Source organism: Acinetobacter sp. yr461, from assembly GCF_900110445.1.
GTDB lineage: Bacteria > Pseudomonadota > Gammaproteobacteria > Pseudomonadales > Moraxellaceae > Acinetobacter > Acinetobacter calcoaceticus.
Map to the genome: position 1 here is coordinate 764,898 of NZ_FODU01000001.1, position 25,796 is coordinate 790,693.

Below are 25,796 nucleotides of genomic sequence, written 5' to 3' on the forward strand. Positions count from 1 at the left end.
GTTTTGATATGCCCTATTGTTTTTCATTCTTTGAAAGCTGCCCTTTATTTCTAAATCGCTACATATTCATTTTCTTCCCCCGATCCATAAAGATGGTTAAAAAGGCTGTCACAAACATGATAATTGCGAGCATGCGTAATAAATCATTAAAACTAGATGTAAGTGCTTGAAAATGAATGTCACGATAGATCACACTAAGCGCGATTTGCTGTGCATTTGAGCCGACCTCTTGATATTGTGCCGTGAGCTGATCGAGTCTTTCTGTAAAGATCCAATTCTGCGGGGTCATAGATTGATTAATCTGGGTGACATGAAGCGCAGTAAGCCAGTCTAATGAGGAATTAATCAGTGCCAGCCCAACCGCTCCGCCAATATTGCGCATCAGGTTATAAATACCGCTGGCATCGGCAACTTTACTCAGTGGCAAAGTGCTCATGGCTAAATGCGAAACCACAATCAGGCAGATCATGAGGCCAATACCACGGTAAATTTGCGGCCAGAACATAAAGTCATAATCGCTGTGAATGCTGAGGTGAGAATTAAGCCAAACACCAAAACCAGCCAGAATCATTCCAATAAACACAGTTTTGCGGGTATCAAAATTGGGAATGAGCCACGCAAGAAACGGCGCAAAGCAGAACATGACAATGCCTGTCACCATCATGACGTGACCAATTTGGCTACTATTCATTTCACGGACTTGCCCCAGAAACACGGGAATCATGTAACCCAAGCCATAGAGCGCCATCCCAATCACAAAAGTCGTGATGGCACTTAAGGTAAAGTTTTTATTCTTAAATACTGATAAATCGAGCAATGGCTTAGGCTGAGTAAAGCTTCTAGAGAAGAAGATCATGCCGCCCACAACACAGACCATAAAAGCGATACGAACGCCTGTGTCGGCAAGCCAGTCATGACGTGCGCCTTCATCAAGGAAATATTCAAGCCCACCCAAAAACATCGCCATACCAATCAGGCTGAGCCAGTCCATGCTTTTGATGAGTGAATGATTCGCACGGTCGATATTTGGCCCCGAATAGATCACCGTAGCGATGATAATGCCCGGAATGATATTAATCAGGAACATCCAGTGCCATGAGAAGTTATTGGTTAACCAGCCGCCAATGGTTGGGCCGATGGCTGGACCTAGAGTACTGATCATTCCAAACATAACTAAGGGCAATGAACGTTTTGCTTCTGGGAAAAGTAAGTACAATGCCGTCATAGAGGTTGGGATCATCCCGCCGCCCATAAAGCCTTGAATGCCACGGAAAACCAGTAAACTCTCTAAGTTCCATGCCAACGCACAAAGTAAAGAACTGATGGTGAAGCCAATTGCACAGATCGTGTAATAGACCCGTGTTGAAAGCACCCGCGAGACAATACTCGACATTGGAATCGCAATAATCTCGGCAATTAAGTAAACCGTTTGCACCCAAGTCACTTCATAGCGGCTTGCACTCATACCGGCTTGAACTTCGTTTAAAGAACTCGCCACAATCTGAATATCAAGAATCGCCATAAAGTTGCCAAAAATCATGGCAGCAAAAATTGCCCAAGCCGTCTTTGCGGGAAACTTCCACTCAGCGTCAATATGATTATTCATTTCTTATTACCTAAAAATTTTATTATTAAGTTCTTAGGTCAACCGTAGCGCTAACCGACATTCCAGGTTTTATAAGATCAATATGCGGACTTGAATCTATGGCAATGCGTACAGGAATACGTTGTACAACCTTGTTAAAGTTGCCTGTGGCATTGTCTGGTGGCATGAGTGAGAAAGTTGCGCCTGAAGCTGGAGAAAAGCTTTCAATTGTTCCGCTGTAAGTCAAGCTTGGGTAAGCATCAAGTTTTAATTTAACTTTCTGACCAATATGCATTTTTTCAATTTGAGTTTCTTTGAAGTTCGCTTGTACATACAAACTATTTTCAGGAATGATCGCCATTAAGCGGGTTTGCGGAGAAACACGCGAACCTTTCTGGATCGCAAGGCTTCCTATTTTCCCTGCGACTGGGCTCACCACTTTTGATGAAGCCAAATCAATTTGATAAAGATTTAAGTTTGCATTGGCACTTTGAATATCTGCCAAAAGTTGCGCTCTACTGGCCTGTAAACTACCCAACTGAGCTTCTGCTGCATTTACGGCGGCTTGTGCCTTGCTGAGCTGCGCCTGAGCCGTTAAATATTGAGATTGAACCCCTTCAAAGTTTTGACGGGTAATTACTCCATCTTTTAATAAATCTTGATAACGTTCAAAATCTTTTCTTAAGCGAGATAAGTCTGCTTGTGCCGCAACAACGCCACTATTTGCTTCAATAATTGATGACTTGGCAGACTTTTCATTTTGTTGTTGTACGCCTAGCGCTGCTTCTTTTAAGCTCACGACAGAGCTAGCCTGATCATAACGAGCTTGGTAATCACGATGGTCTAGTACAGCTAAAGTTTCCCCTTTCTTTACAAACTGATTATCGTTAATTAATAACTCCATCACTTCGCCTGAAATCTTTGGCATCACCCAAGTGACATCAGCTTGTACATAAGCATTATCAGTAGATTGATAAAATCGGTATACAAAAAAATAATATATAATGCCCGCGACTAAAAATAACAGAAGGACACTAAAAACACCCCAAGTTATCTTTTTTCGACTTTGGAAATTAGTATCAGTTTCTAGCTGAGCTACGTTATCCATATTCATTCCGTTTATTTGTAATATTCGATTTTTTATTTACACCAATAAACTATTAGCGTCTTTTTTACGTAACTTTTCACTTGGTTTATTCAATGAATCGTGACAGCGTAAAATTTGGTGCAAATTATGATTCTTAAATCGATTAAATATCATTGACCGTTTTGACATATATTTTTTCTATTTACGCCAATAGATTGCATGCTATAAAAAATATGTTTAAAAATTATGTAATTTTATATTTTTTGAAATTTCCATTTATAACCCATTATCTAAAAATTTAATTTATTAATTTTAATCAATAACTTAATGTAGTTATTTTTCTTATCAAAGTGATTAATTGACAGGAAAATTCATTGTACCAATATTAAAAATCAGCCTTCAATTTGTAGTACTTATGTAGAATTAATTAAGCTAATATGTAATTTTAAAAAGAGTTATTGATAAGTTTTATAATATTTATAGAAACATAAAATATAAATGTTTTTATTTATCAAAATAGTTAAAAAAAAACTTATTAAAGATGTATTTTAATAAATTTATGATTAACTATATTAAGTGGAATAACATGAAAAATTCCAGACCAAATCCAACTTACCCTTAAGAAATCAAGCATTATTAACAAATAAAATTAATCTTAAAAAAGAGTTACTTTTAACTCTTTTTTATTTAGAAAATACAGAATTATCAGTTTATTTTTTTACTTATTTAAATCCCTAAAAATTTCTTCTAAAGTCACTCCAATCGCAAGTATTTCACTATCCTGATGAGGTAAACCATCAATCTCCAACCCAATTGGTAGTTGTGATTTCGCCCCCTTTCCAATGGGTAAACTAAGCCCTGGTAATCCGATATTACTTCCTGGATCTGTATTTCGAATCAGTGTCTGGAAATTTTCAATTGAACTGACTTGCTCGCTTGCTAGTGGTGCAACAATGGATGATGTGGGGAACAATAAAGCATGTAAGTTATGCGCTTTAAATGTGTTTTGATAGAGTTCAAGCAATTGGGGACGAGCTTCACTGATGGCTTTTTCATACAAAGGTAAAACAGAAACAAGTTGACCCGTATGATCTTGAATTAATTGGGGAAGGATATTCTGTTTAAAAAGTGCCTTTACATCTGGACTTGAGATCTGATCGATCACCGACTCTAAGGTCAGGTCTATATGATGATGTTTTAAATATTGAATAAGCTCATATTTGCCTTCGTAGATGACCACGGGAAATGAAATAGCGTGATTGAGTTGTTCCAAATTCGGCATATCGACAGGAATAATTTCGATTCCTGCATCTTTTAAAAGTTCAAGTGCAATATGAGCTTGTTGATGAACGTCTTCATCTAAATGATTCCAAAAATATGGATTGATACCGAGTCTAATTTGATTTGGGAGTAATGGCTTTTTTCTTTGCTCTTGAGTAATCAGCTGATCAATTAAGATAATGTCAGATACTATATGTGCCATAGGGCCAGCGGTATCCCGCGTATGTGAAATTGGGGTAATACTGTCTTGTGAATATCTTCCTACCGTTGGGCGAAATCCAACACAACCATTTAAGGCACTTGGCAATCGAATAGAAGCACCAGTATCTGTTCCAATCGCAATCGGAACCATTCCCGCGGCGACAGCCACCGCACTACCTGAAGAGGACCCGCCAGCAATGTGTAATGGGTTTACCGCATTTCGTGTACCCACAACACCTTCAACATGCATGGCAGTATTATAACCTGTTACCCCAAAGGCCAATTCGTGCATATTGGTTTTACCAACAATGATCGCGCCGTGATCAATGAGCTTTTGAATAATCGATGCGGAGCTTTGAGGTTTAAACTGGGCTAAAGCTGGTGTACCTGCACTATTTGAGAAACCTTCAACATGAATATTATCTTTAACCGCAATTAAAATGCCCATCAAAGCGGGACATGGTTTTCCACTAAGCAGGTATTTATCCCAATATTGAGCTTGTTGAATTGCTGAGGTTTTATCCGTACTAATAAATGCATTTAAAGATTGCTGTTTTTCAATAGTGGCGAAGTAATAATGAACAAGTTCTTCGCAAGACACTTTTCTGTCACGGATCAATTGAGTGATGACATCTACTGAAGCATTTGCTAAATCGAGTGTTTCAATCCAATTATTTTTTTCAACTGCATTTGACATGATGACTTAAAATCCATTTAAGTTGTGATCTTAAGAACTTAGTACAAATTGCTCATTCATTCGTATCCTCAAAATTGAGGATTGTTTTAATGCTGAATCAATAAAGCCATTTCAGTGCGATTATTACAGCCGATTTTTCTCATAGAATTGTTCAGATGAGTTCTTAAAGTGGTAAAGCTAATGCCAAGTAAATTTGCCACATCTTTGTCACTTAAGCCTTTAGAGACCAAATGAACCACTTCTTGTTCACGTGGAGTCAGACCATATTGTGTTGATAAATCTGCTGGTAAGGCTTGAGTAAAATAAGGTTCAAGCAAATTTAATATTCTTTTTTCACGTTCACCAAACATTTCAGCATCGTGTGCACGCCAAATGCGTAAATCACCAATATCCATGCCATTCCGGACAAAATAAACATTTATGCCGTGGTACAAACCATAAGCTCGTAAAAACTCGTTGTAATAGGCTGTTTTTTTTAGGTCTTCAAGAGGCATAACTTCATTTACAAATGTCGGTTTCTGGAGTTTACGAAGTTGTGTGGTAATTGGGTCAGCAAATTGCCAAACACACTCATAGTCCTCCATGGCTTTTGGGTCGATTTTCCATATCACGCCTTCTTTCGATAAATTATGTGTTGAATCCCAAATATAAGATGCGGCAAAATCAGCCCGCAACAAGATGGCAATATCTGCAATGATATTTTCACGTAAATTATATTGCCCTTTTCCTGAGCCAAGTTTCCATAATATTTCAGAAAACAATGTAAACTCAGACGGGCTGAAATCCTTTTCTAAAAGTGCGGTCATCGTCTACCTATTTAACGAAATCTATCGAATTTTAAGAAGATCGGTTAAGCGCTGCTTTTGAGCTTATTCTTATTACCAATCCCATCTTTTTCTATAACATATCTATTTTTTGATTTGGTAGGTATGAGATGTTTTAATTTTCATGTAAATAGTCCTCTAGGCATTACATGTCTTGGAGTCATTTTTGTACTGATATTTGAGAGAAATTACAAAATCATAGAAATATAGAAATATAGAAATATAGAAATATAGAAATATAGAAATATAGAAATATAGAAATATAGAAATATTATTTTCTAGTTTTTTATATGCTCATTATATAAAAAAGCTCTCATTAGAAGGTTTTTCTATTTCTATCTAGGCATCAACTTGGGTTATTGAAGGAACAAACTTACATTTCTTTAGCACACTTTAATAACGCTTGTTTAAGGTCTTTAGCAGCCTTGTAGACCATATTTAAATTAGAAGCGCTCAGAGTTGTCCTAGCTTTTAATATGTTTTTATCTAATCGCTTTACTTCTAAAGTCATACCATTTTGGACATAAATAGTATTATTGAAATACTTAATTCTGTTCAATAACACATGCCCACCAGTATCTTCGCAAAATACTCCAGAGCCATCTCTATCAAGTTTTATTGTTGATAACTCAGGACCGAATGAGTGCTTTAATAACCTGAGCAAGCTAAATAGTGTTTAGCAGTGAATTCATTCACCTGATCTTTTTTAATTGATGGAACAGTATAAGTTGGCTGAGCATAAGCATCTCTTACTATATCTTTTATTAGGTCTCTATCCTTTTTTTCTTTAAATGCTTTATCAACAATTCCCAGTGCTTCAAGAATTGGGGCTCCATTTTGTCTTGTTGTCATGAAAAGCTGAGCCAATTGGGCAATTTGGATGCATTTTTTCTCATGCTCTTCCTCAGTTATTATTGGAACTGTTCCAGCAAATACGGATTTTGTCATTCCAATTATTAATAGAAATATAATTACTTTATTCATTTAATTACCCATCATTATTAATGGGTAAAATTTACCAGTTCAGAAGGTTAAAAACCACCTTTGAAGTAGTTATTTTTTATTAATAAAGACTATTAGTTAACTCATTTGAAAACATGAAATGTACTATTTGCATTTTTCATTATTCAACAAAATAAGCGTTTCTTTTTTCCCAAGTTTATTTATATAAAATAGTTCATATTGATGATTATTCACTTTCATATATTTAGGATAAAACACTCCATCGCACCAAATCTGAATACCTTCATCAGTTTTAATAAAATCGATCACTTTATTTTCATCTTCAATTGGTGGTTTCACAAGTACCTTGAGCGTAATTGATGTATAAAATGGACTTGTTGATCCTTCTATAATTTCAATATAATCATTGGCTTTATAAGGAAAAGTACTTTTTGCTCCTTCATTTCCAATTTTAAAAAATTCAATCGCTTGATCAACATCTATATATTTAAAGTCTTGTCCAATAATCCCAAGTTTTATAAGTCCGCCATCTGCATCAAAATTATTATTTGCTAACGTACTGTGGCTAATAGCTAATAATAGTAAAGCAATTAAAAATCTAAGCACTTAAACACCCTCTTATTTGAGGGTAATTTAACAAGTGCTTAATTATGATTCAATAGAAAATTGCTATCTCTAGCGGTTCTGTTTTACTCGAAGTCGCTAGAATAATTATCAACATCCAATCTAGCACTTATTATTAAATAATACTCGAAATGAATACACCTCAAGAAAAGCACCCTAGTGTGCTTTGCATATTTCTTGGATTAATTCCCATCCAGCACTATCAGTCTGAATCAAAATAATATGCTGATGCATTATTTTCCCCAACTTTTTCCCAAGTTGCAGCAAGAGAGTTTGTTCCCAACAATAAAAGCGCTAATGAAGAATGTAAATAAAAATGAAACCCACTCATTGAGTGGGTTTTTTATTACTAACCGTTTTGCCTGAGGTGATCTTGGAACTCTTGGTCGTGTATTTTGTTGTAATTAACAGGGTCGTAGACACATCCAGTTAAAACAACAATTACAGCAAGTGCAGTAACCAACTTTTTCATTGAGACAGCCTTTCTTTTAACGCAAAAGATTTGCTTTAAGTATACTCCTACGTCGTCACTTTGATTGGACATAATTAAGGCAAACAATTGTTATTTTTAAAATTATCGCCGTGCTTTAGCATACCATTTGATTTTTTAACAAAATCAAATCAAGGGGTAATAAAAAACTTAATCTTCAGTCGCTAAATACCAATTTTTCCAAGAACTAGTTCCTCTCGTTTCAATCGCTACTGTAGGAATTAATTTCTCTTTTAAGACATCGGTTTGTTCAAGAGCTTTTGCAAGTCTTGCTTTGACTGAATGAATGCATTCGCGGTCACCAAATTCACAGCGGTCTAAAGTGGTTCCACCACAAGGGCCGTTGGCTAAACCTTTTGGACACGTTTCAGGGCATATATATAAAGTGTCACCCAAACGGCACTGACCACAGCTTTCACAGCCCACTAAGCTATGTTTACTGAGCACTTCTGTTTTAAGTAGTACTTTGGCGACCAAAGCATTTTCCCAAAAAGATGCCTTGAAAATAAACCGACCTACACCTTTGGCAATTTTTGATCCAAACAGCGCCTCATGCATAACATGTAACTGGCGATATTTAATTAATTGTTTAGATGTTGGCTGACGTGAAAAACGAGCAATTTCAGGTAAAAACTCTTTGCCTGACGTGACTTGCCAAAGTGAATTCCAAAGCTCTTCTAAGACTTTAAGCTCCAAATGTCTGTATTGCTCAATGTAGCTTTCAAGCAGCATTTGTTCTTCTGGTTTATGGCAGGCAGATAAGTGAATTCCTGCAAACCCTAACTCTTTACATATCAAAATCTGTAAAGCGCAGCGCAAATAAACGCGGTCTGTATGTCCCGCCTGTTTTTCATCTGCCAAGACTTTTAGCATGTGTGGAGTAATGACAATACCTGCCACTTTATGTTTCACCATAAAATTGGCACGTGCCAAAGTCAGTGGCATGACACAAGCCAGTATTTGCTGTGAATAAGTATGCTTCGTTAAAAATGATTTGGCTTGCTTTAAGGCTTCAATGTCATAGCCTAATTGCGTAATGATAAAGTCAGCACCTGCTTTAATTTTCTTATGCAGTTTTAAGTACTGTGCATCACGCTCAGCTTCGACATATTTAAATGGGTTAAAAGCAACCCCAATGCGAAAACCGCCATGTTGCTTGGCAGCCATTACGGCGTTTACCGACTCTAAGTAACGACTACGAGGCTGTCCATCTCGCCCATTATGGTGTTCTTTGAGTTTATCGCCTGTAAGCAATAATAAGTTTTGAATATTGGCTGCTTGAGCTTGTTCTAAAAAGTGTTCAAAGTCTTGTATGTCTCGGGTCTTACCTGAAAAGTGTAAGACTTTATCAATTGAGTCAGGATAACTTTTGCTGGCCTCAAGCGGCGCAATATCATGATCTGAATGTACGCGATCTGCCAATGTCATTGCAGCCGGATATCCCGCAAACTCATGTTTCACAGGATAAATCTCATGCAGTGAAGTGAGGTATTCAACCAAGACAAAAAACTGGTTTTGCTGGAAGCAGGGAGAAACGTGTGACATAGGCAAAGTGCTGATCAAAACATGACATTAATCATAAGCGCGGCATTATAAATCAAAGCGCATCAATATGCGCTAGTCAGAAAGCTCAATGTTTTGCTTGTCTTCACCCTCTTTATTTCTTGGTAATTCGAGGGAGCGAGGAAATATAAAATCAAAAGAATCAGGTGCATAATGGTAAAGCTGAGCTGGCCGTTTGCCCACAATTTTACTGTGGTTGGTTTCTTCAACTGCACCTGCTTCTATCATACGGCGTCTAAATGCTTTTTTATCTAACGATTGCCCAAGAATAATTTCATAAATGGTTTGTAGCTCAGTTAGCGTAAATAACTCAGGCATGAGACTGGCTGGCAATGCGGTATAGCGAGTTTTATTGGTTAAACGCTCTAATGCCAAGGTGAGTAATTCGTTATGATCAAACGCCAATGCGAAATCTTTTGCTTTTGCTACTGGCACCCATTCGCTGTATTCAGCTAATTCTTGATGTTGATAGGCATTAAAATCAATTAAGGCAAAATACAAAATGGTCACAGCCCAGCCACGCGGGTCACGTTTAGCATTGCCAACAGAGGCAACTTGTTCCAAGTAAGGTGAAGCAATCCCTGTTTTTTCGACGAGCTTACGGTAAGCGGTTGCCATCAAGTCTTGATCATGCTTTAAATCGGCAAAACCACCCGGTAAAGCCCATTGGTCTTTGGCTGGAAAGTTTGGTCGCTTAATGAGTAATACCTGCAACTGACCATTAAATACCGAGAAAATAGCCATATCTACAGTGAGTAAAGGTGCGTCATAATCTCGGCGATCATAACTGGCAAGGAATTCTTGTTCAGTTTGAATAGTCACGTTCAGTCTCTCAATAAAAACTATGAGCCGATACCCATGTAACGACTCATCTAAGCTCAGTTATGCGATGGATAAACGCTCACGAATTTGATCCAAAGTACACTCATACTGGAGTTTACCATTTTCAAAGGCTGTTTTTAGTGCTCCGCCTTGTTCTTGTTCTGCTGTTTGCTCATCAAATAAGGTAAAACCAGTTTCACTTTGTTCGATGCGTAATAGACCTTTAGCAGATTTTTTTACACCTGAGTCAGTAATTGGGTCTTTAAATAGCTCTCGACCTACACCATTTACTTGCCCCCAAGTCGCTTTCACAGCAAACCCAAAGGTATCGCGAGTTAAATAGTTATAGGTAAAGCTGCCTATACCAAACACCAAGTTGTTTGAAGCAAAACCTTTGGCTTCTAGTCCTTCCAAAATGCGCTGAGCACGGTCTAGTGTAATCGAGTCACCATAAATTAAACCGACACGTTCATTCAGTACTTTATAGCCTTGGTCAGTCGTTGTACCACCAAATACTTCCCATAAACATTCAACCGCGCCTTTGTAAGCTGGGGTGCCGACTTCGGCATCTGGATCACCACAAATAATTTTGACAGGGTCGCCAGAGTCTGGACGAAAAACCAATTTAGCCAAGCCTAAAGCATTGGGTTGTCGTGTCAGAATTTCAGGTTTTAAAGCTACCGTAAACTCGGTAATCACTCGCCAAAAGTCCCAAGTATCAGACACAATACTCACAACACCAGACGGATAAAGCTCGCAAATTAAACGCTTAAACGTTTCTAGCTCACTGTTTTCTGTACCCATACACATCACACTGTGTTCGGTTGCTGGTACAGAAACTCCAATCACTCCCGTCGCATTGTAATATTCTTCGGCGTAGTCAATTGAAGCAACCGAGTCTGTTCCAATAAAACTGGTTAAATGACCGACACCCGATTGCGCCGCATCATAAATCCCACTCATGCCACGGCTACTAAAATCGTGTCCTTGTACAGGTACAAAATCGAGTGGTGCGCCAGTTTTAACGGCGTATTGCGTTAATAAACGTTTGTACTCATAAGCAATCGTTGCAGTAGTACAACTTTTCCAAAGCTCAGCACTTAATACAGTTTCAATATAGTTAGTTAACCAAAAGAAACGCGGGTCGGTATTAACTACAGTGAGCACAGGTACACGCATATTGACGCGACTGCCTTCCTGTAATGCTTTAATGCATAAAGGTAAATAGCCCAAGTCGTGTAACGCCTCAATATGATCAACGGGTACAGCGCCTTCACCTAATGATGTGTCCATACGGCGTTTATAAGCAGCCACTACTTTGTCTTTAGGTTGTTGGAAAAAGCCTTCATTCCATGTATCTATCAAAAAATGTTTGATAAAACCCTGAAGACCAAAGAATACAACTTTATCATCGAAGTCAGGCAGCATTTTAGCGAGTCGAGATGAACGCGGTGTAAAGTTGGCGTACACGTACTCTGTGCCTTCTGGATACTGACGTCTGTGATCAGCTTTATAAAAATCGATAGCGTTTAATGGATTAAGTTTAATCGTCATCTTTATTCTCTTTATTTTGCTGCAAAAGCAATTACTGAAATTTTGTCTGATGGTTGTTGTGGAAAGCTGTCCGAAGTAAACAGTTGATCTAGCAGCCCATCAAAAACCTCTAATCCTTTACTAAAAATACCGTGGGTCACATATAGAACGACCTTATTGCAATTCAGGCGACGGAGTTCTTTGGCAATACCAATAAAGGTTGCACCACCATCGCAAATGTCATCGGTGATTACCGCCGTTAGCCCAGATAAATCAGTGGCATGTACATGCGTACCTAAAATTTTGCCAGTCACGGGGTCACGTTTTTTATCACACTGAACAATAGTGATAGGTTGTTTGCGCTCAACATTAAAAGCATCTGCAACCATTTGTGTACGGGCTTTTGCGCCTTTGTCTGGACAAATCAGTACTGTTTTTTCATCTTTTAACAGTTCACTCAGCGCTTCACTCTTTTTGATGATGTCGACTGAACTGACATTTACAACTTCTTTAAAAGAAGTATTGGCAGCGAGCAAGGCTGTTGTTACTTCACTATGGCAGTCCCAAACAGTGATTTTGCCTTGTTTGCCGGCTTTTTTGTCTGCGTTGATGTTAAGTAACTTGGTCATCACATCGAGTGAGAATGCTTGGCCTACTGCACAAATACGATCCTGACGTGCGTATGGAAAATACGGAATTTCTACGTCAACTGTTAAACCCTGATTCAGCAATATATTTTCAAGTAGTAAATAGTCCATCACATCGTGACTTGAGGTCATTTGCGCACGGACCAATACCGTGCCAGATAAAGAAGCTAAGGTTGTCCCATCAATCTGAACATGACGCTCTCCACCAGAAAACTGCGTGAATTTCACTGGAATTTCATTTCTTGCCGCATCTAAAAGCTGGATAGTCATATCATCCTCTTTTTGTCTGATGACCTTCGATGAATATATAGTGGCATAAAGCCACTATATATTTCAAGTCTATTTTTCAAACTTTTTTCAAAGCCATTTAAGACATGAAATTTGCAGTTTTAGAGCGACTAGAAATTCGTTTTTTAATAAAAATTATTATTCAAGCTGTTGAAATAAATATTTAATTTACAAAAATCATGACTAGTAGAACTATTATTAAAAGTAGCGGATACAACTTTGCCCGCCATACATCCGGTAGTTTTGAAATAAATTTTTCTGAAAAATATAGCCCAATCCACGTTGCAGCAACCAAGAATAAAGCAGCATGAAACCAAATCAGGCCAATAAATCCACTAGGTGCCCATGTAGATTGCCAAAGCGACAATACACAATAGGTCAGCGTTGCTGTTAAAGACAAAGGTAAGGTGAGAATATTTGCCATAGCCGCGGCCTCTGCCATAGAACTACCCCGCCGCCGTAATAAAGGAACTGTCATTACGCTTCCTCCTACACCTAAAAGTGCTACAACCCAGCCGATAACTCCGCCTTTAATGAGTTCACTGTTCTGGCTATAGTTTTGCTTTTGCCTTGATGTCACCATAAACCCAGGTCGGTAATAACAATCAATAATCGTTACGAACACATAGCCCATAAATATCCAGCGAAGCCAATTTCCATTAAACAATGAGGCCATTACCGCACCGACAACTCCTCCAAATCCGATACCAGACCATAAAAAGCGGATCTTTTGCCAATCTATATGTCCAGACCGATAGTGTCGAAAGGTTGCAAAACTTGCCGAACACAGCATGACAAAGGCTGATGTGGCTACAGCGATTTGCATAGCATGTATGCCGACACTACTCTCATTGCCCCACTTGTGAATAATGACGGTGTAAAGCAAAGGCACAGCAACAAAGCCGCCGCCAAAGCCAAATAACCAAGTGGTTACGCCCGAAAGTAGTCCAAATAAAAATAGCTCATATAGCATGATCATCTTCCTCACGTTTATAGAGGCATGATATAAAATAGCTCTATGGCAAACTAACGTAAAAAAGCCATCTTTTTATTCTTTTCAGCCAAAAATATATGCGTAATATTCCAATTAACGGGGTAGACCATCTACCGCAAGCGGTTCTAGCGTTAGGATCAGATTATCCTGCTGATACCTTATTAGATACGCATAGCCATCGCCGTGCTCAGTTCTTATATGCACCTGAAGGCCTCATGAAAGTTGAAACCGAAGATGGTCAATGGCTCGTGTTACCGTACAGCGGTGTATGGATACCCGCAGGCAAACCACATCGGGTATGGTTATCTCAAGTCAGCACATATAGTTTGTATATAGAAGTGAGTAATGCCCCGAGACAGGCAAACTACTGCGAAGTCGTACAAGTATCACCATTACTCCATCAACTGCTGATTCAGGCAAATCAGCTATCTGTTGACTACCAACGTTCAGGCCGTGACGGCGCTCTTATTGATTTTTTATTATATGAATTAGAAGCTGCACCCGCGTTGCCTCTGTTTATTCCAATACCTCACAACACATTACTATCTAAACAGTGTACTGAGTTTATGAAACACCCCGATATTCATAGCAGCCCTAAAGATTGGGCGCATGAGAATAATAAAAGTGAGCGAACATTTCACCGCTGGTTTAAGTCTGAAACTGGCATGTCCTTTCAGGCATGGCGTAATCGGGTTTGTATCATCTATGCGTTAAATGCCTTAAAAGAGAATATCTCGATTACTGAAATTGCCTTTAGTTTAGGCTATGAACACTCAGCAGCTTTTACAGCAATGTTCAGTAAAATTATGGGCTATCCACCTACCCACTTTCTAAAAAGATTTCATGCTCATGATGAAACGCTATAAAGATTTACTCATGTGAATGGTGTCATACGTCTCGATCCATTCTCGCTTAATGACTTCAAAGCCTTGTAGAGTCCAAAACTCTTCAGCCGCAGGTAAAAATGGATGAGTGTGCAAATACAAATTGGCAATTCCATTCTTTTTTGCATGGCTAAACAACATGTCACATAGTTGAGTTGCGATGCCATTACGGCGGTATTCAGGCAATACAAATAACTTAACCACTTCAACCGTCTTAGATGGTAAATTTAAATCAAAACGATGGTCATACGCCCGATATGCAATGGTGCCAATAATGCGGTTTTTATCTTTTACCGTAATAAAACAGCCCAATGGATCATTGACATAATATTGCCCAAAATTTTTTAAATCTTTGGAAACTTGCCCATGATAGATTTCTGGGAATAAAAGCTGTCTAGTATAAAGTGCAAACTCTACCGCAGATGCATAGTCTGATTTGTCCGCTAGCTGATAGTGAAATGTCATATTTATAGCCAAGAATGATCAGGGATAACAATGGTTTTGTCTTGAATCATGGCTTCATGGAACTCAACATCATAGACACTTTTTAAAAACTTCGGATCGGTGATTCGAGTTTTTGACTCAGGCTTAACTACCTCATGTTCACGCATGAAAAACAGCTGGTCTGCAAATAAAAAAGCCAAGTTTGGATCATGCATAATCGCAATCACCGTAAAATTTTGCCGCGATAACTGACGCAATTTTTTCATCAAATAAGACTGATAATAGACATCAAGATGATTAGTCGGTTCATCGAGCAAAATGACTTTCGGTGCTTGCACCAAAATACGAGCAATCATGACCAATTGTCTTTCGCCACCAGATAGCTCGGTATAAGCACGATCCCGTAAATGCTCAATGTCTAAATCAAGCAAGGCTTGATCAACACGTTCCCAATCTGATTTTGAAGGTCTATATCTGCTAAAAGCGGCACGCCCCGTAATCACCACATCTTTAACCAAAAATGGAAATACGGTTTTATGAAATTGCGGTAAAAAGCCAAGTAATGCAGCCCGATCTTTTCCCTTAAAGTCCGATAATGGCTTTCCTGAATAACGGATTAATCCATCTTTTACGGGTTCTAAGCCTGCCATCAATTTAAAAAGTGTCGATTTCCCACAACCATTGCGCCCTAAAATGACGGAAAACTGATTTTCAGGAAACTCCAAATGAATATTTTTAAGAACCTGTTTGTGCCCATAGGCATAATTTAACTGATCAATTTGAATCATGCCCAATGAGTCCTCTGTGTTTTCATTAATAATAAGAAAAATGGCGCACCAAGTAACATGGTAAAAATACCAATCGGTATTTCAAAAGTCAGTAAAACCCGTGAAAAGTTATCAATCATGAGTAGAAAACTACCGCCCAAAATCATATTGGCAGGAATGCTGTAGCGGTGATCTGGCCCAACCAACATTCTCACAATATGCGGCATAAACAGTCCATATAGACTAATAATCCCTGCCGCAGCAACGGAAGTTGACGTACAAACGGTTACCAGAGCAATTAAAACCAGCTGTTCCCACCTTGGGTTAACACCTACAGCCTGTGCCTCTTCAGCACCCAGTGCCATTAAATTTAAACGCCAGCGCATAGCAAATAATCCGGCAAGTCCAATACAAATCGGTAGCACGGCGTATTGAACCTTTTGCCAAGAAGCTTGATGTAAGTTGCCCATGGTCCATTGCACAATCGCTTGCAATTTAAATGGATCACTTAAGTATTGAATCACCGTGAGACCTGCCAAAAATAGCCCCGAAACAATCATGCCCGATAAGATTACCATCACTAAAGACGTCTGGCTTTCATGTTTTTGATGTGCAAATAAATACGTTAAGGCAACGGCACAAACACCAAAAATAAAGGCGGATAGATTGGGTGAAAGCCAACTTAAAGAAAGTGCCAAAGCCGCACCGAATGCCGCGCCAGACGAAATACCAAGTACATAAGAGTCAACTAAGGGGTTACGAAATAATGCCTGCAAGCCATTACCCGCTGTTGCTAAGGCAGCCCCCACCATAAAGGTCAGTAAAATTCTGGGAAGTCTGACATTCACTAAAATGTTTTGCATGAGTCTAAATTGTTCAGCATCAAAATATGATGTACCGAAAACTGCTTGCACACCCCACAGCAAATAGTCCCATGCATTCAACGTCTGAGTTGGCCCAATGAGCAGCGAGATAAAAATCATCACGACTGGTAACGGATAAAACCAATAATACTTTAGTGTTTCCATCTTCATTGCACTAGCTCCTGAGCTAAGTGCTCACCATATAACTTAGTTAAAATGCGCTGTTGCAAAGCACTTACAGGTAAATCCGACTGTTCAGGATAAATACTGTGATTCAAATAAATCGCCGTAATAATAATTTTGATGGTGTGCGGGTTATATATAAATGCTGGACTCAAATTAAAGACCTTTCGGTTTTGTACTGCGCTTAAGCCTTGTAATTCTTTTCGTTCATAAATCAGTTTTGGGTTGGTGTTCCAAAGCACGATATTGTCTGGGTTCCATTCAATTAAGGTCTCGGGGTTCACATTGGGTTGATTTGCATCGGTCTGAACAATATTGAAAGCACCCGCTAGCTCAATAAAGTCATTAGTAATAGACTTGCGGCCAGAGGTAGAAAAAATTCGCCCTCCAGACCATGCATAATAAATCGATTGCTTATTTGGCTGACGTGCAGTTTTGGCTGCGACCTCTGCCACAATTTCATCAGAAAAACTTAAAATTTCTTGAGCACGCTTTTCGGCACCACTAAGCACAGCGATTTCAGATAGCTCTTCTTTCACTTGCTGGTAAGTGCCAGACTCCATCACATATACAGCAATGCCAAACTGCCTTAACAGTTCAATCGTTTGAGTCTGCCCGCTCCCCAAAATCACCAGATCTGGTTTTAACAGCACGAGACTTTCAATATTGGTTGCATTTGCCCCTTGCGAAGGTGTAGCAAGCTCTCTATTGGCAATGCGTTGATCTATTTTTGAATAGGCATTAAATAATAATGGTTGAATGTACACCTCAGCTGGTATACCAATCACTTTATGGCCTTGCCCTAGCATGTAGAGACCATCTAAGCCCGACTCAAACAAAGAAACAATTCTTTGTGCTGGTTTATCTACACAGACTTTTGTATTTGTACTATCAAAAACACATATCGAATGGGCCGCTAACTTTTCTTGTGTTTTTGCCTTTTGTTCAGATGAAGAACATCCGTATAGGATGAATACAGTGAGTATTGAAACCAAAAACTTCATTACAGTACCCAATGCACAAATACAGTGCAAAATAAAAAGATGTGTCTATTTGGTGCATTTTTCATGTGAAAAACACACTATAAGTGATCAAGAATATTTGAAGCATAAGTAATACGGCAGTCAAATCAAGTGTTGTACTGAAGATAGAAACGATTAAGCAATAAAAATGCCAGAATTACAAAATAAACTTAATAATCATGTGATTGTGATTTTTAAAACTTAGAAGATAGATGGTCATTTCTAAATTCTTTAGAATTTTCTTTACAACCGTTAAAATAAAATTACTCACTTTCCAATATTTAAATTTAATCAGAGGGTTTTAGCTTTAATATTCTAGATAATAATGAGACTTTAGACCTATAAATTTAAAAAAACAAAATACATTACACAAAAATATAATTAAATTTATTTTAACTATCTTTTAAATTTCAATAAAAACAAAATATTAAATAATTAAGTTTTTCTAAAAAATTACAGGATATAAAATTAACTTTCATCATTATTAATATTAAATATAAAACTTTAATAAAAACTATTTTATATGCTAGATTAGGTTAAGAATTATCCAAACCAAGGGTAAATTCATACATTACAAATAATCAAATATAAGAACATTAAACATGACAAGGATTTAAAATCATGAAGCGAAATTATTATATTTTAGGCACTCTATTATTTAGCATGAGCTTAACAACCCATGCTGACTCACTACGAATGAGTGCGACGGAGTTTGCAAAAGATCCAGCCAAAGTAAGTGCATTACAAAAAGGTTTGGAAAAAATGCGGGCAAATAATAATGCTCCCCCCTTATCACCGGAGTTTCGTACAAGCTTTAATTACTGGGCCAATACGCATGGCTATTTTGGCACAGGTACACATGCAACAGACAAAGATTATTATGTTAATCAATACCGCATGCCCCAGTGTTTACAGGTATATAGTAAAGCAATATGTGACAGTTACTATAAGCATATTCAAAATTCACCAGTCCCAAATGATGGCTTTACCGATGAAGTTTGGGGTACATGCCAACATGGCAATCTAAATTTCTTACCGTGGCACCGTATGATGCTTTATTTTTATGAGCGAACAGTACGTAAATATGTTGGGCAAGATTATTCACTTCCTTATTGGGACTATTACGAAGAAAAAGCGGCTAATGGTCAAGGCTTAGCACTGCCTAAATTGGTCCGCGGTAAACAGGCTGGTACTTTATATGATCAGTTCCGTACACCGGGTTTAAATACCAACATCAGCGCCATAGATCCAGATAATGCCAGCGCTGCTCAAGCCTTTAAATGGGATAACTTCAAAGATTTCTCTAACCAATTACAGTCTCAACCCCATGGTGTAATGCACTGTGCAGTAGGTAAAAACTGTGTGCTACCAGATATGGGATTTGTGCCGATTGCAGGTTTAGACCCCGTATTTTATATGCACCATGCAAATATAGATCGCTTGTGGCAATGCTGGCTAAATAAAAAAGCGAATGGGCAACCGATTACGCTTGAATGGGCGAAGAAAAATTTAGGTATGCCAGATAGTTGGTATGACACCCGATATACATTTGCAGATGAAAACGGCAACAAAGTCACCATGACCATTGCCGATGTATTCACCCCTGGTAAAATTCCAGTTCGCTATACCAATGAAAATGCTTGTAAAGTTCAAGCACCTGTCATGAGTAGTAAAGGTGCTGAAAAAGCAAACCTATTTAAAATGAATCATAAACCAGTGAGCAGTAATAAAAGCATTAAGCTTATGGGTGTAACTCAAAAAGTAGCCTTAGACCCTCAAACTGCGACTTTCTTAAAAAACTCTAGTCAACTTTCTCAAACAACGCTCTCATCGGGACAAACCTATTTAATATTAGACAATGTTCAAATGATTGGTACTCCAAATCTAACCTATAAGATTTATCTATATCCTAAAAATAAACCTGAGCAAAAGGTTTACGTCTCTACAATTAACTATTTCGGTGTACTAGATCATGATCATGGCGGACACTCGAGTAATGGTGCTATGGGTCAATTGGTCTATCAAGTTAGTGATCAGGTTAAGCAATTAGGCATGCCTGCTGAAGACTTAGAAGTTCAGTTTGTTGCTACTGATTTAACGCTTGATCAAGTGAAAGAAAAAGTAAGCTCTCAAGGCTTAAGTATTTCTCAAGTTCGCTTAGAAACTTCAAAATAATAATTTAAGGGAGAGGCCTGATTTTTTTCAGGCCTATATTCATTATGAAAATAGCTCATTTAATATTGTGCACTCCTCTAACTTTGCTTAGTTGGTCTGCATCAGCAAATGATTCTTCTGAACGTGTATTAGAAGACCCACCTGATATGGCTGTTGCACGTAATCATGTCGCATTACTTGCTGCACCGAATCCTAGTGTGTCATTAACAAATGCACCGCAAATGCAATCTTCAAATGAAGCATTGTTTACTTGGGAAGTTAAAAAAACGAGGAACAGACTTTGGAATCCAGCGACAAATCGTTATGACGAAGTCCTTTTACGTAGTTATCAAGGTACAAATACGCAGCCCAATACGCCTTATATTGCTCCGACAATTGAAGTATTTCCCGGAGAAACTGTACGGGCAAATTTAGATAATCAACTTGATATAGACCCGATTACTCACAAAAAATTTCCTAAGGACCCAAGTTGTACTGGCGATCATTTTGATGTGAATAAACCACATTGTTTTGATGGCACTAACATGCACACTCATGGTTTATGGATTAACCCAGCAGGAAATAGTGATAACGTTTTAATTTCGATTAATCCGGGTGTTAATTTCCAATATGAATACAACATTCCACCCGATCATCCAGCTGGAACATTTTGGTATCACCCGCATCGACATGGTTCAACTGCTATTCAAGTTGCAAGTGGCATGGCGGGTGCGTTAATTATTCGCGGATATCGCCAGCCTACCTCAAATAAGACAGGTGATTTAGATTTACTCACCTATGGTTTCAAAGAAAGAACTCTGGTTTTTCAGCAAATCCAATATGCTTGCTACGATGCTAACGGAAAAATCGAAACCGATCAAAATGGCAACTATATTTGCCAAAACAATCAAATTGGTGAAATTAGAGATTATCAAGGTTTTGGCCCTGGCGATTGGGGGAAATCAGGACGATATACAAGCATCAACGGAGAAGTTCAACCCTTCATCACTCAAGCGGTTGCAGGACAAGTTGAGCGTTGGCGAATGGTACATGCAGGTGTACGCGACAGTATCAACCTGAGCGTTCGTCAAATGCAAAATATTCCATCTAAACTCAATTTGACACCAATGGGTGAAAAGAAATTATTAAGTGAGAGTTGTACAGGACCTATTGTGAGTCAACACATCATCGCAGCCGACGGTCTAACCCTCAAACAAGTTATGGACAAAACAGTAACCGTCTTTCAACCAGGTTATCGATACGACGCATTAATTCAATTCCCTCAAGAAGGTCGTTATTGTTTAATTGATGAAGCGGCTTCGGCTTCTGCTAACGTGGACCGTACATTTTCGCAAAGACGCTTACTCGGTATAGTTCAAGTCAATAAAGCTACTTCAGCACCTCCATCTTTAACAACGGCTTTAAGCAATAATGCATACCGAAATATTGCCCCAGATATGCGTCCCGCCGTTCTTCAAGATTTACAACAAAATCTAAAGCTCAGCCACTTTGTTCCTCATCAGGACCTACCAGCAACATCGAATAGACAATTTTTAGAATTTAATATTGATACTAAGGCTAATCCAACTCAGTTTCAGGTGGATGGAAAACCATACAAACCAGACCGAATTGACCGTACGCTCGAGTTAGGCAAAACCGATGAATGGATACTCACCTCTAAATTAGCCAGCCACCCTTTTCATATTCATGTAAACCCATTTCAAGTGGTGGCAGTATATGACCCTAACGGTAAAGATGTCAGTGATATAAACGCCGTGGATGACTATGACAAAACGGCTGCTCCTGACCCACAATATCGTGGGCTAAAAGGTACATGGAAAGATACAATCTGGGTTAAAAACGCACAAGGAGCCAGTTATAAAGTCGTTGTCCGAACCAAGTACCAACGCTACATCGGTGACTTTGTATTGCACTGCCATATTTTGGATCATGAAGATCAAGGCATGATGCAAAATATTCGAATTAGTCTTCCAGATGGGAATGGTGGCGTTTCACAAGGCCATCACTAGTTTTGGACTGTAATAAAACTTTATTCTAATAAAACCGCTTATTTTAATATAAGCGGTTTTTTTAATACTAGTAAGGAAGCAGAACAGTTTGAATTATAAGTTGTAGAGTTATCAAATAAGGTCTTAAATAGTAATTTTAAAAAGGCATAAAATTTACCAAGCAATAAAAACTGTTTAATTGTTAGGCCAAATTGTCTGCATATGAGCCACTCAAATAATTTAATAGCGGTTACAGCTCAATCAACATTAAGAGAAATAAGTCGTTATAATCCGCCCAACACCTGATAGACATTATCTTCTGATGCTGACCCATTCATCCTTCTGGCGTAGTCTTTATCGTTTAATTCATATTTATGCTGGTATTTTTATTGCACCCTTTATATTGGTCGCTGCATTCACCGGCTTACTCTATGCAATTACACCTCAACTTGAACAAGCGATTTATAAAGATGTTCTATACGTTGAGCCATTGAACCAAGCGCAATATAAGCTGAGTCAGCAAATTGAAGCCGCAAAGCAAGTGATGCCCAAGTCCGCGCAGGTAATTGAAGTTAGACCAGCCCCAAGCGCTGATCAGACAACTCGTGTCATTTTCTCAGACCCGATCCATCATTTTACCAGTGAAGCTGTTTTCATTGATCCCTTTACGCTTAAAGCCAAAGGCCACCTAGCTGTCTATGGGACCAGTGGAGTACTGCCGTTTCGGACTACGCTCGATCAGCTACACAGTAATTTATTATTAGGACAATGGGGTCGTTTTTACAGTGAACTGGCGGCAAGTTGGTTAGCCATTTTAACTTTAACTGGACTGTATAATTGGTGGAAGCGCCGTCAAAATCTTAAAATCAGGCAAACACAAAAAAATAAATTATTAAGATGGCATAGCACGCTTGGTTTAGTTTTATTTCCACTTTTATTATTCATTGCCATTACGGGTCTTACATGGTCCGAGTGGGCTGGAGATAATATTCGAGTTGCTCGTCAATGGCTCAACTGGCAAACCCCAACATTAGCAACTTCTCTTCAGACAGATAATTTACCTACAGTGATGCATCATGAACATCACGAGATGCCACACAGTGAAAATCTTAATTTAAATATTGTGTCAGGTGAGTACGATATGGTCCTCTCCATGGCCAGAGCACATGGCATTGATGCGGCACAAATACAAATCAAACCACCTACCAGTGGAAATCAGGCTTGGACAGTGGCCGAAATTCAGCGTAAATGGCCAACTCAAGCTGATAGCATCGCAATTGATATGGAACAACATAAAGTCATCGATCAACTTGCTTTTAAAGACTATTCACTGGTGGCAAAACTAACTCGTTGGGGAGTTGATGCTCATATTGGTATGTTATTTGGCTGGATAAATCAGTTGGTTCTCGTACTTTATGCACTTACGCTTTGTATCATGATTATTTACGCATATAAGGCTGCATTTAAAAATTCGAATTTAAAACACATGACCATCCATTTTGTAAGTCAAAGCTTATTAATTTGGAACCGTGCAACTGGCCAACAAAAAGTATTGTTAATGCTGGCTGGCATTGTCTTAGGGCTCAGCTTACCTGTGTTCGGTTTTAGCATATTATTTACGGTATTCATTCTTGCAATACGTAAATACATCCCTTCCAAACCATAAATCTATAAATCTTAAAAAAGGAGTTAGACTCAAACTTTGCCTAACTCCTTTTTTAATCAAAAGTTCCAAGTCAAAGATAAAGTTGCCTTTAATGGCTCTCCAGGTTGTATCCATTCATCTGTATAACTCGAAACGTAATAATCTTTATCGAATAAGTTATCAATATTCAATTGCGCCCGCAGATCAGGACGAACTTGCATATAGCCCCCAACATTCACCACCGTAAATTCTGGCAAACTGGTTCCATTATCTATGTAGTTCGCACTGCGTTTGCCAAAATAGTTGATTGTTCCTACCAAGCCCGCTTCTCTGCCCAATAGTTCAAACTGGTAGTCCGCATTTAAATTTGCAGTGTGTTTGGGAATGTTTTTAAGACGAGCACCTTTTGTATCAACTTCGCTTTCAATAACCGATGCCTTTGTAAAAGTATAGTTGGCTCCCACACGAAGCTGATCGCTGAATTGATGTTTTAACTCGACTTCGACACCATGACTCTGTACACGGCCACTATCTACATAACTATCGGTAATACCTTCAGTCAATAGATGCTGTTTATCTAAATCAAAATAGGTCAGTCCAAACCAGCTTTGCGGTAGATATTCGTATTTGGCTCCAATTTCCCAACTTTGGGTTTTCTCTGGGTCATAAAGTTGATTGTCTTTATTAAGCCCCGTATTTAACTCGAAAGATTTACCCCAGTTGCTATACAAGGAAAGTTTTGTCGTAGGTTGATAGTTCACACCCACACGTGGACTAAACGGCGTAAAGTCCTGTTGATCTGAAAGTCCTGTTTTATCGTCATCAATTTGTTGTTCCAGACGATTAAAACGCCCCCCAATCAGTACATTCCATTCGGGATTTAAAAAGATCTGATCTTGTAAATTCAATCCCAGCATATTTTGAGTTTCTTTAGAGTTTTTCGTGGTTCTAGCCAGCGCTAAAATATTTTGCCCATACACTGGATTGTAAATATTAATCGGGCTTGATGTACCCACCGCATTACGCAGTTGAGTTTGATCTATGGTGTAGTGGCCAGCCTCGACATTTGCAACGAGTTCGTGCTTTACCGCCCCCGTATTAAACTTCCCGCGCAGAATTGACTGAAGCTGAAATGTATCTGTTTCAAATTGACGGTAACGTCTAAAACGATTTGCGGTTTGTCCATCTGCGGCAATGCTTGAAATTTCAGTTGAGGTTCCTGCCCGCTCCCCATGGTTATAGCTAAGAGCGGTGGTGTTATTCCAGTTCTCATTGAATTGATGATTCAAACGTAACTGATACATCTGATCTTTAACCTTAATGTCACCATCTGATGGTTCGCCTAAAAAGGTCTTCTTGTTGACAACAAACTGCCCATTAACCATCGGAATACCACGGTCAAATACACCTTGATGTTCTGAAAATTCAGTATCCAGATTGAGCTGTGTTTGATCCGATATTTTCCATGAGAACTGTGGAGCAACAAAGTAATGCTGACTATCGACATGATCTCTAAAACTCTGGTTATTTTCATAAGCCAATCCCAAGCGATAAGCCAGTGCATCATTTAATGCGCCTGTACTGTCTAGAGAAGCCCGATATTCTTCTAAGGTACTACCGCTTAAACTCACCTCATTTTTTTGCGTCCACTCTGGTTGTTTAGTCGTAATGTTCATAATGCCACCAATAGCACCTTGTCCATACATGGCAGCCATTGGACCTTTTAAGAAATCAATTGCTTGGATATTGACCATGTCTCTTGGAGTATGGATGCCACTTAAAGAACTCAGACCATTACGTAAATAGCTGGTTCCCATATTGGGGTCGGTGCTAAAGCCACGAAATGAGTAGTTATCCCAAAAACTGCCACCATAACTATCCTGATAAACCACGCCATTCACTCGTGATAATGCATCACTCACCCGCTGAATATTATTGTTCTTAATATCTTGTTCCGACACATGGGACTTGGTAAATGGAACGCTCAATAAGCTATGGTCAAATTGAGTTAACGCTGTTGAAGAAAAAGAAGTCTCGGCAACATCTTCAGCCTTAATCGTAATTTTCTCTAATTCAGTCGTCTGACTATGAGGTTGGCTTTGTGCCATTGCCGACATCGAAAATTGAGCAAACAAGATGCTCCACGCAAGTGGATTGAGTAAAAATTTAGACATGACAAACTCTGTTTAGTAATGAATGAGGGACTGATCTGTACCCATTAACCAA

Annotated in this window: 21 protein-coding genes and 1 pseudogene; 4 read left to right on the forward strand and 18 right to left on the reverse strand. The window is 38.6% G+C overall.

Going from position 1 to position 25,796, the window contains the following annotated elements; genetic code table 11:
* Window positions 1–58: 58 nt before the first annotated feature.
* The 13 genes and pseudogenes from BMW38_RS03715 to BMW38_RS03775 all read right to left on the reverse strand — a co-directional run bounded on the left by BMW38_RS03715 (window position 59) and on the right by BMW38_RS03775 (window position 13,578).
* Window positions 59–1,606, reverse strand: a complete 1,548-nt coding sequence (locus tag BMW38_RS03715) for a DHA2 family efflux MFS transporter permease subunit (RefSeq protein ID WP_092705869.1) — start codon at window positions 1,604–1,606, stop codon at window positions 59–61.
* Window positions 1,607–1,631: 25 nt separating this feature from the next.
* Complete coding sequence (locus BMW38_RS03720; protein WP_092705870.1) at window positions 1,632–2,693, reverse strand: HlyD family secretion protein; 1,062 nt, start codon at window positions 2,691–2,693, stop codon at window positions 1,632–1,634.
* Window positions 2,694–3,390: 697 nt separating this feature from the next.
* Window positions 3,391–4,851: an indoleacetamide hydrolase gene (gene iaaH / locus BMW38_RS03725; protein WP_092705871.1), complete on the reverse strand. Its 1,461-nt coding sequence runs from the start codon at window positions 4,849–4,851 to the stop codon at window positions 3,391–3,393.
* A gap of 86 nt (window positions 4,852–4,937) precedes the next feature.
* Window positions 4,938–5,657 carry a response regulator transcription factor gene (locus tag BMW38_RS03730; protein ID WP_092705872.1) on the reverse strand — a complete coding sequence of 240 codons (720 nt, stop codon included), beginning with the start codon at window positions 5,655–5,657 and terminating at the stop codon, window positions 4,938–4,940.
* A gap of 391 nt (window positions 5,658–6,048) precedes the next feature.
* A pseudogene (locus BMW38_RS19555) lies at window positions 6,049–6,318 on the reverse strand (J517_1871 family lipoprotein); the annotation flags it as partial.
* A 5-nt stretch (window positions 6,319–6,323) separates the two neighbouring features.
* Complete coding sequence (locus BMW38_RS03740) at window positions 6,324–6,659, reverse strand: hypothetical protein (RefSeq protein ID WP_244524332.1); 336 nt, start codon at window positions 6,657–6,659, stop codon at window positions 6,324–6,326.
* A gap of 123 nt (window positions 6,660–6,782) precedes the next feature.
* The gene (locus BMW38_RS03745; protein WP_092705874.1) at window positions 6,783–7,244 is read right to left on the reverse strand and encodes a hypothetical protein; all 462 of its coding nucleotides are present in this window, start codon (window positions 7,242–7,244) and stop codon (window positions 6,783–6,785) included.
* Window positions 7,245–7,611: 367 nt separating this feature from the next.
* Window positions 7,612–7,734 (reverse strand): hypothetical protein, encoded by a 123-nt coding sequence (locus BMW38_RS19705; RefSeq protein ID WP_280138475.1) that lies wholly within the window; start codon window positions 7,732–7,734, stop codon window positions 7,612–7,614.
* A gap of 168 nt (window positions 7,735–7,902) precedes the next feature.
* Window positions 7,903–9,297: a methylenetetrahydrofolate reductase C-terminal domain-containing protein gene (locus BMW38_RS03755; protein WP_092705876.1), complete on the reverse strand. Its 1,395-nt coding sequence runs from the start codon at window positions 9,295–9,297 to the stop codon at window positions 7,903–7,905.
* 72 nt (window positions 9,298–9,369) lie between these two features.
* Entirely contained in the window at window positions 9,370–10,137 is a 768-nt protein-coding gene (locus BMW38_RS03760) for an ADPR responsive transcriptional repressor NtrR (RefSeq protein WP_092705877.1), read from the reverse strand.
* Between the two features lie 60 nt (window positions 10,138–10,197).
* Window positions 10,198–11,691, reverse strand: a complete 1,494-nt coding sequence (locus BMW38_RS03765; protein WP_092705878.1) for a nicotinate phosphoribosyltransferase — start codon at window positions 11,689–11,691, stop codon at window positions 10,198–10,200.
* Between the two features lie 11 nt (window positions 11,692–11,702).
* Entirely contained in the window at window positions 11,703–12,587 is an 885-nt protein-coding gene (locus tag BMW38_RS03770; RefSeq protein WP_092705879.1) for a phosphoribosyltransferase family protein, read from the reverse strand.
* A gap of 181 nt (window positions 12,588–12,768) precedes the next feature.
* Complete coding sequence (locus BMW38_RS03775) at window positions 12,769–13,578, reverse strand: sulfite exporter TauE/SafE family protein (protein ID WP_092705880.1); 810 nt, start codon at window positions 13,576–13,578, stop codon at window positions 12,769–12,771.
* A gap of 98 nt (window positions 13,579–13,676) precedes the next feature.
* On the opposite strand from BMW38_RS03775, the gene BMW38_RS03780 reads away from it, so the two are divergent.
* A complete protein-coding gene (locus tag BMW38_RS03780) occupies window positions 13,677–14,465 on the forward strand; it encodes an AraC family transcriptional regulator (protein WP_092705881.1) in 789 nt (262 codons plus the stop codon).
* On the opposite strand, the gene BMW38_RS03785 is transcribed toward BMW38_RS03780, so the two are convergent.
* Genes BMW38_RS03785 through BMW38_RS03800 form a run of 4 tightly spaced genes read right to left on the reverse strand, consistent with a single transcriptional unit; the run spans window position 14,460 to window position 17,744 of the window.
* Complete coding sequence (locus tag BMW38_RS03785; RefSeq protein WP_092706132.1) at window positions 14,460–14,954, reverse strand: GNAT family N-acetyltransferase; 495 nt, start codon at window positions 14,952–14,954, stop codon at window positions 14,460–14,462. The two genes, BMW38_RS03780 and BMW38_RS03785, sit on opposite strands and share 6 nt — an antisense overlap.
* Complete coding sequence (locus BMW38_RS03790; protein ID WP_092705882.1) at window positions 14,951–15,715, reverse strand: ABC transporter ATP-binding protein; 765 nt, start codon at window positions 15,713–15,715, stop codon at window positions 14,951–14,953. The genes BMW38_RS03785 and BMW38_RS03790 overlap by 4 nt, the downstream gene beginning before the upstream one ends.
* Window positions 15,712–16,722, reverse strand: coding sequence for a FecCD family ABC transporter permease (locus BMW38_RS03795; protein ID WP_092706134.1), 1,011 nt, complete (start codon window positions 16,720–16,722; stop codon window positions 15,712–15,714). The genes BMW38_RS03790 and BMW38_RS03795 overlap by 4 nt, the downstream gene beginning before the upstream one ends.
* A gap of 2 nt (window positions 16,723–16,724) precedes the next feature.
* A complete protein-coding gene (locus tag BMW38_RS03800; protein ID WP_092705883.1) occupies window positions 16,725–17,744 on the reverse strand; it encodes an ABC transporter substrate-binding protein in 1,020 nt (339 codons plus the stop codon).
* Between the two features lie 639 nt (window positions 17,745–18,383).
* Here BMW38_RS03800 and BMW38_RS03805 point away from each other — a divergent pair.
* From BMW38_RS03805 to BMW38_RS03815, 3 genes are all read left to right on the forward strand, one after another.
* Window positions 18,384–19,937, forward strand: a complete 1,554-nt coding sequence (locus tag BMW38_RS03805; protein WP_092705884.1) for a tyrosinase family protein — start codon at window positions 18,384–18,386, stop codon at window positions 19,935–19,937.
* A 44-nt stretch (window positions 19,938–19,981) separates the two neighbouring features.
* Window positions 19,982–21,946 carry a multicopper oxidase family protein gene (locus tag BMW38_RS03810; protein ID WP_092705885.1) on the forward strand — a complete coding sequence of 655 codons (1,965 nt, stop codon included), beginning with the start codon at window positions 19,982–19,984 and terminating at the stop codon, window positions 21,944–21,946.
* A gap of 301 nt (window positions 21,947–22,247) precedes the next feature.
* Entirely contained in the window at window positions 22,248–23,591 is a 1,344-nt protein-coding gene (locus BMW38_RS03815) for a PepSY-associated TM helix domain-containing protein (protein ID WP_092705886.1), read from the forward strand.
* A 56-nt stretch (window positions 23,592–23,647) separates the two neighbouring features.
* Here BMW38_RS03815 and BMW38_RS03820 read toward each other — a convergent pair whose 3' ends face one another.
* Window positions 23,648–25,744: a TonB-dependent receptor gene (locus tag BMW38_RS03820; protein ID WP_092705887.1), complete on the reverse strand. Its 2,097-nt coding sequence runs from the start codon at window positions 25,742–25,744 to the stop codon at window positions 23,648–23,650.
* Window positions 25,745–25,796: the final 52 nt, after the last annotated feature.

Excerpts from the sequence above, each read along its gene's own strand:
- BMW38_RS03755 (WP_092705876.1), bottom strand. The coding sequence starts at position 9,297 with ATGTCACACGTTTCTCCCTGCTTCCAGCAAAACCAGTTTTTTGTCTTG.
- BMW38_RS19705 (WP_280138475.1), bottom strand. The coding sequence starts at position 7,734 with ATGAAAAAGTTGGTTACTGCACTTGCTGTAATTGTTGTTTTAACTGGA.
- BMW38_RS03820 (WP_092705887.1), bottom strand. The coding sequence starts at position 25,744 with ATGTCTAAATTTTTACTCAATCCACTTGCGTGGAGCATCTTGTTTGCT.
- BMW38_RS03815 (WP_092705886.1), top strand. The coding sequence starts at position 22,248 with ATGCTGACCCATTCATCCTTCTGGCGTAGTCTTTATCGTTTAATTCAT.
- BMW38_RS03775 (WP_092705880.1), bottom strand. The coding sequence starts at position 13,578 with ATGCTATATGAGCTATTTTTATTTGGACTACTTTCGGGCGTAACCACT.
- BMW38_RS03765 (WP_092705878.1), bottom strand. The coding sequence starts at position 11,691 with ATGACGATTAAACTTAATCCATTAAACGCTATCGATTTTTATAAAGCT.
- BMW38_RS03715 (WP_092705869.1), bottom strand. The coding sequence starts at position 1,606 with ATGAATAATCATATTGACGCTGAGTGGAAGTTTCCCGCAAAGACGGCT.
- BMW38_RS03795 (WP_092706134.1), bottom strand. The coding sequence starts at position 16,722 with ATGGAAACACTAAAGTATTATTGGTTTTATCCGTTACCAGTCGTGATG.
- BMW38_RS03770 (WP_092705879.1), bottom strand. The coding sequence starts at position 12,587 with ATGACTATCCAGCTTTTAGATGCGGCAAGAAATGAAATTCCAGTGAAA.
- BMW38_RS03740 (WP_244524332.1), bottom strand. The coding sequence starts at position 6,659 with ATGAATAAAGTAATTATATTTCTATTAATAATTGGAATGACAAAATCC.
- BMW38_RS03810 (WP_092705885.1), top strand. The coding sequence starts at position 19,982 with ATGAAAATAGCTCATTTAATATTGTGCACTCCTCTAACTTTGCTTAGT.
- BMW38_RS03780 (WP_092705881.1), top strand. The coding sequence starts at position 13,677 with ATGCGTAATATTCCAATTAACGGGGTAGACCATCTACCGCAAGCGGTT.
- BMW38_RS03800 (WP_092705883.1), bottom strand. The coding sequence starts at position 17,744 with ATGAAGTTTTTGGTTTCAATACTCACTGTATTCATCCTATACGGATGT.
- BMW38_RS03730 (WP_092705872.1), bottom strand. The coding sequence starts at position 5,657 with ATGACCGCACTTTTAGAAAAGGATTTCAGCCCGTCTGAGTTTACATTG.
- iaaH (WP_092705871.1), bottom strand. The coding sequence starts at position 4,851 with ATGTCAAATGCAGTTGAAAAAAATAATTGGATTGAAACACTCGATTTA.
- BMW38_RS03790 (WP_092705882.1), bottom strand. The coding sequence starts at position 15,715 with ATGATTCAAATTGATCAGTTAAATTATGCCTATGGGCACAAACAGGTT.
- BMW38_RS03805 (WP_092705884.1), top strand. The coding sequence starts at position 18,384 with ATGAAGCGAAATTATTATATTTTAGGCACTCTATTATTTAGCATGAGC.
- BMW38_RS03720 (WP_092705870.1), bottom strand. The coding sequence starts at position 2,693 with ATGGATAACGTAGCTCAGCTAGAAACTGATACTAATTTCCAAAGTCGA.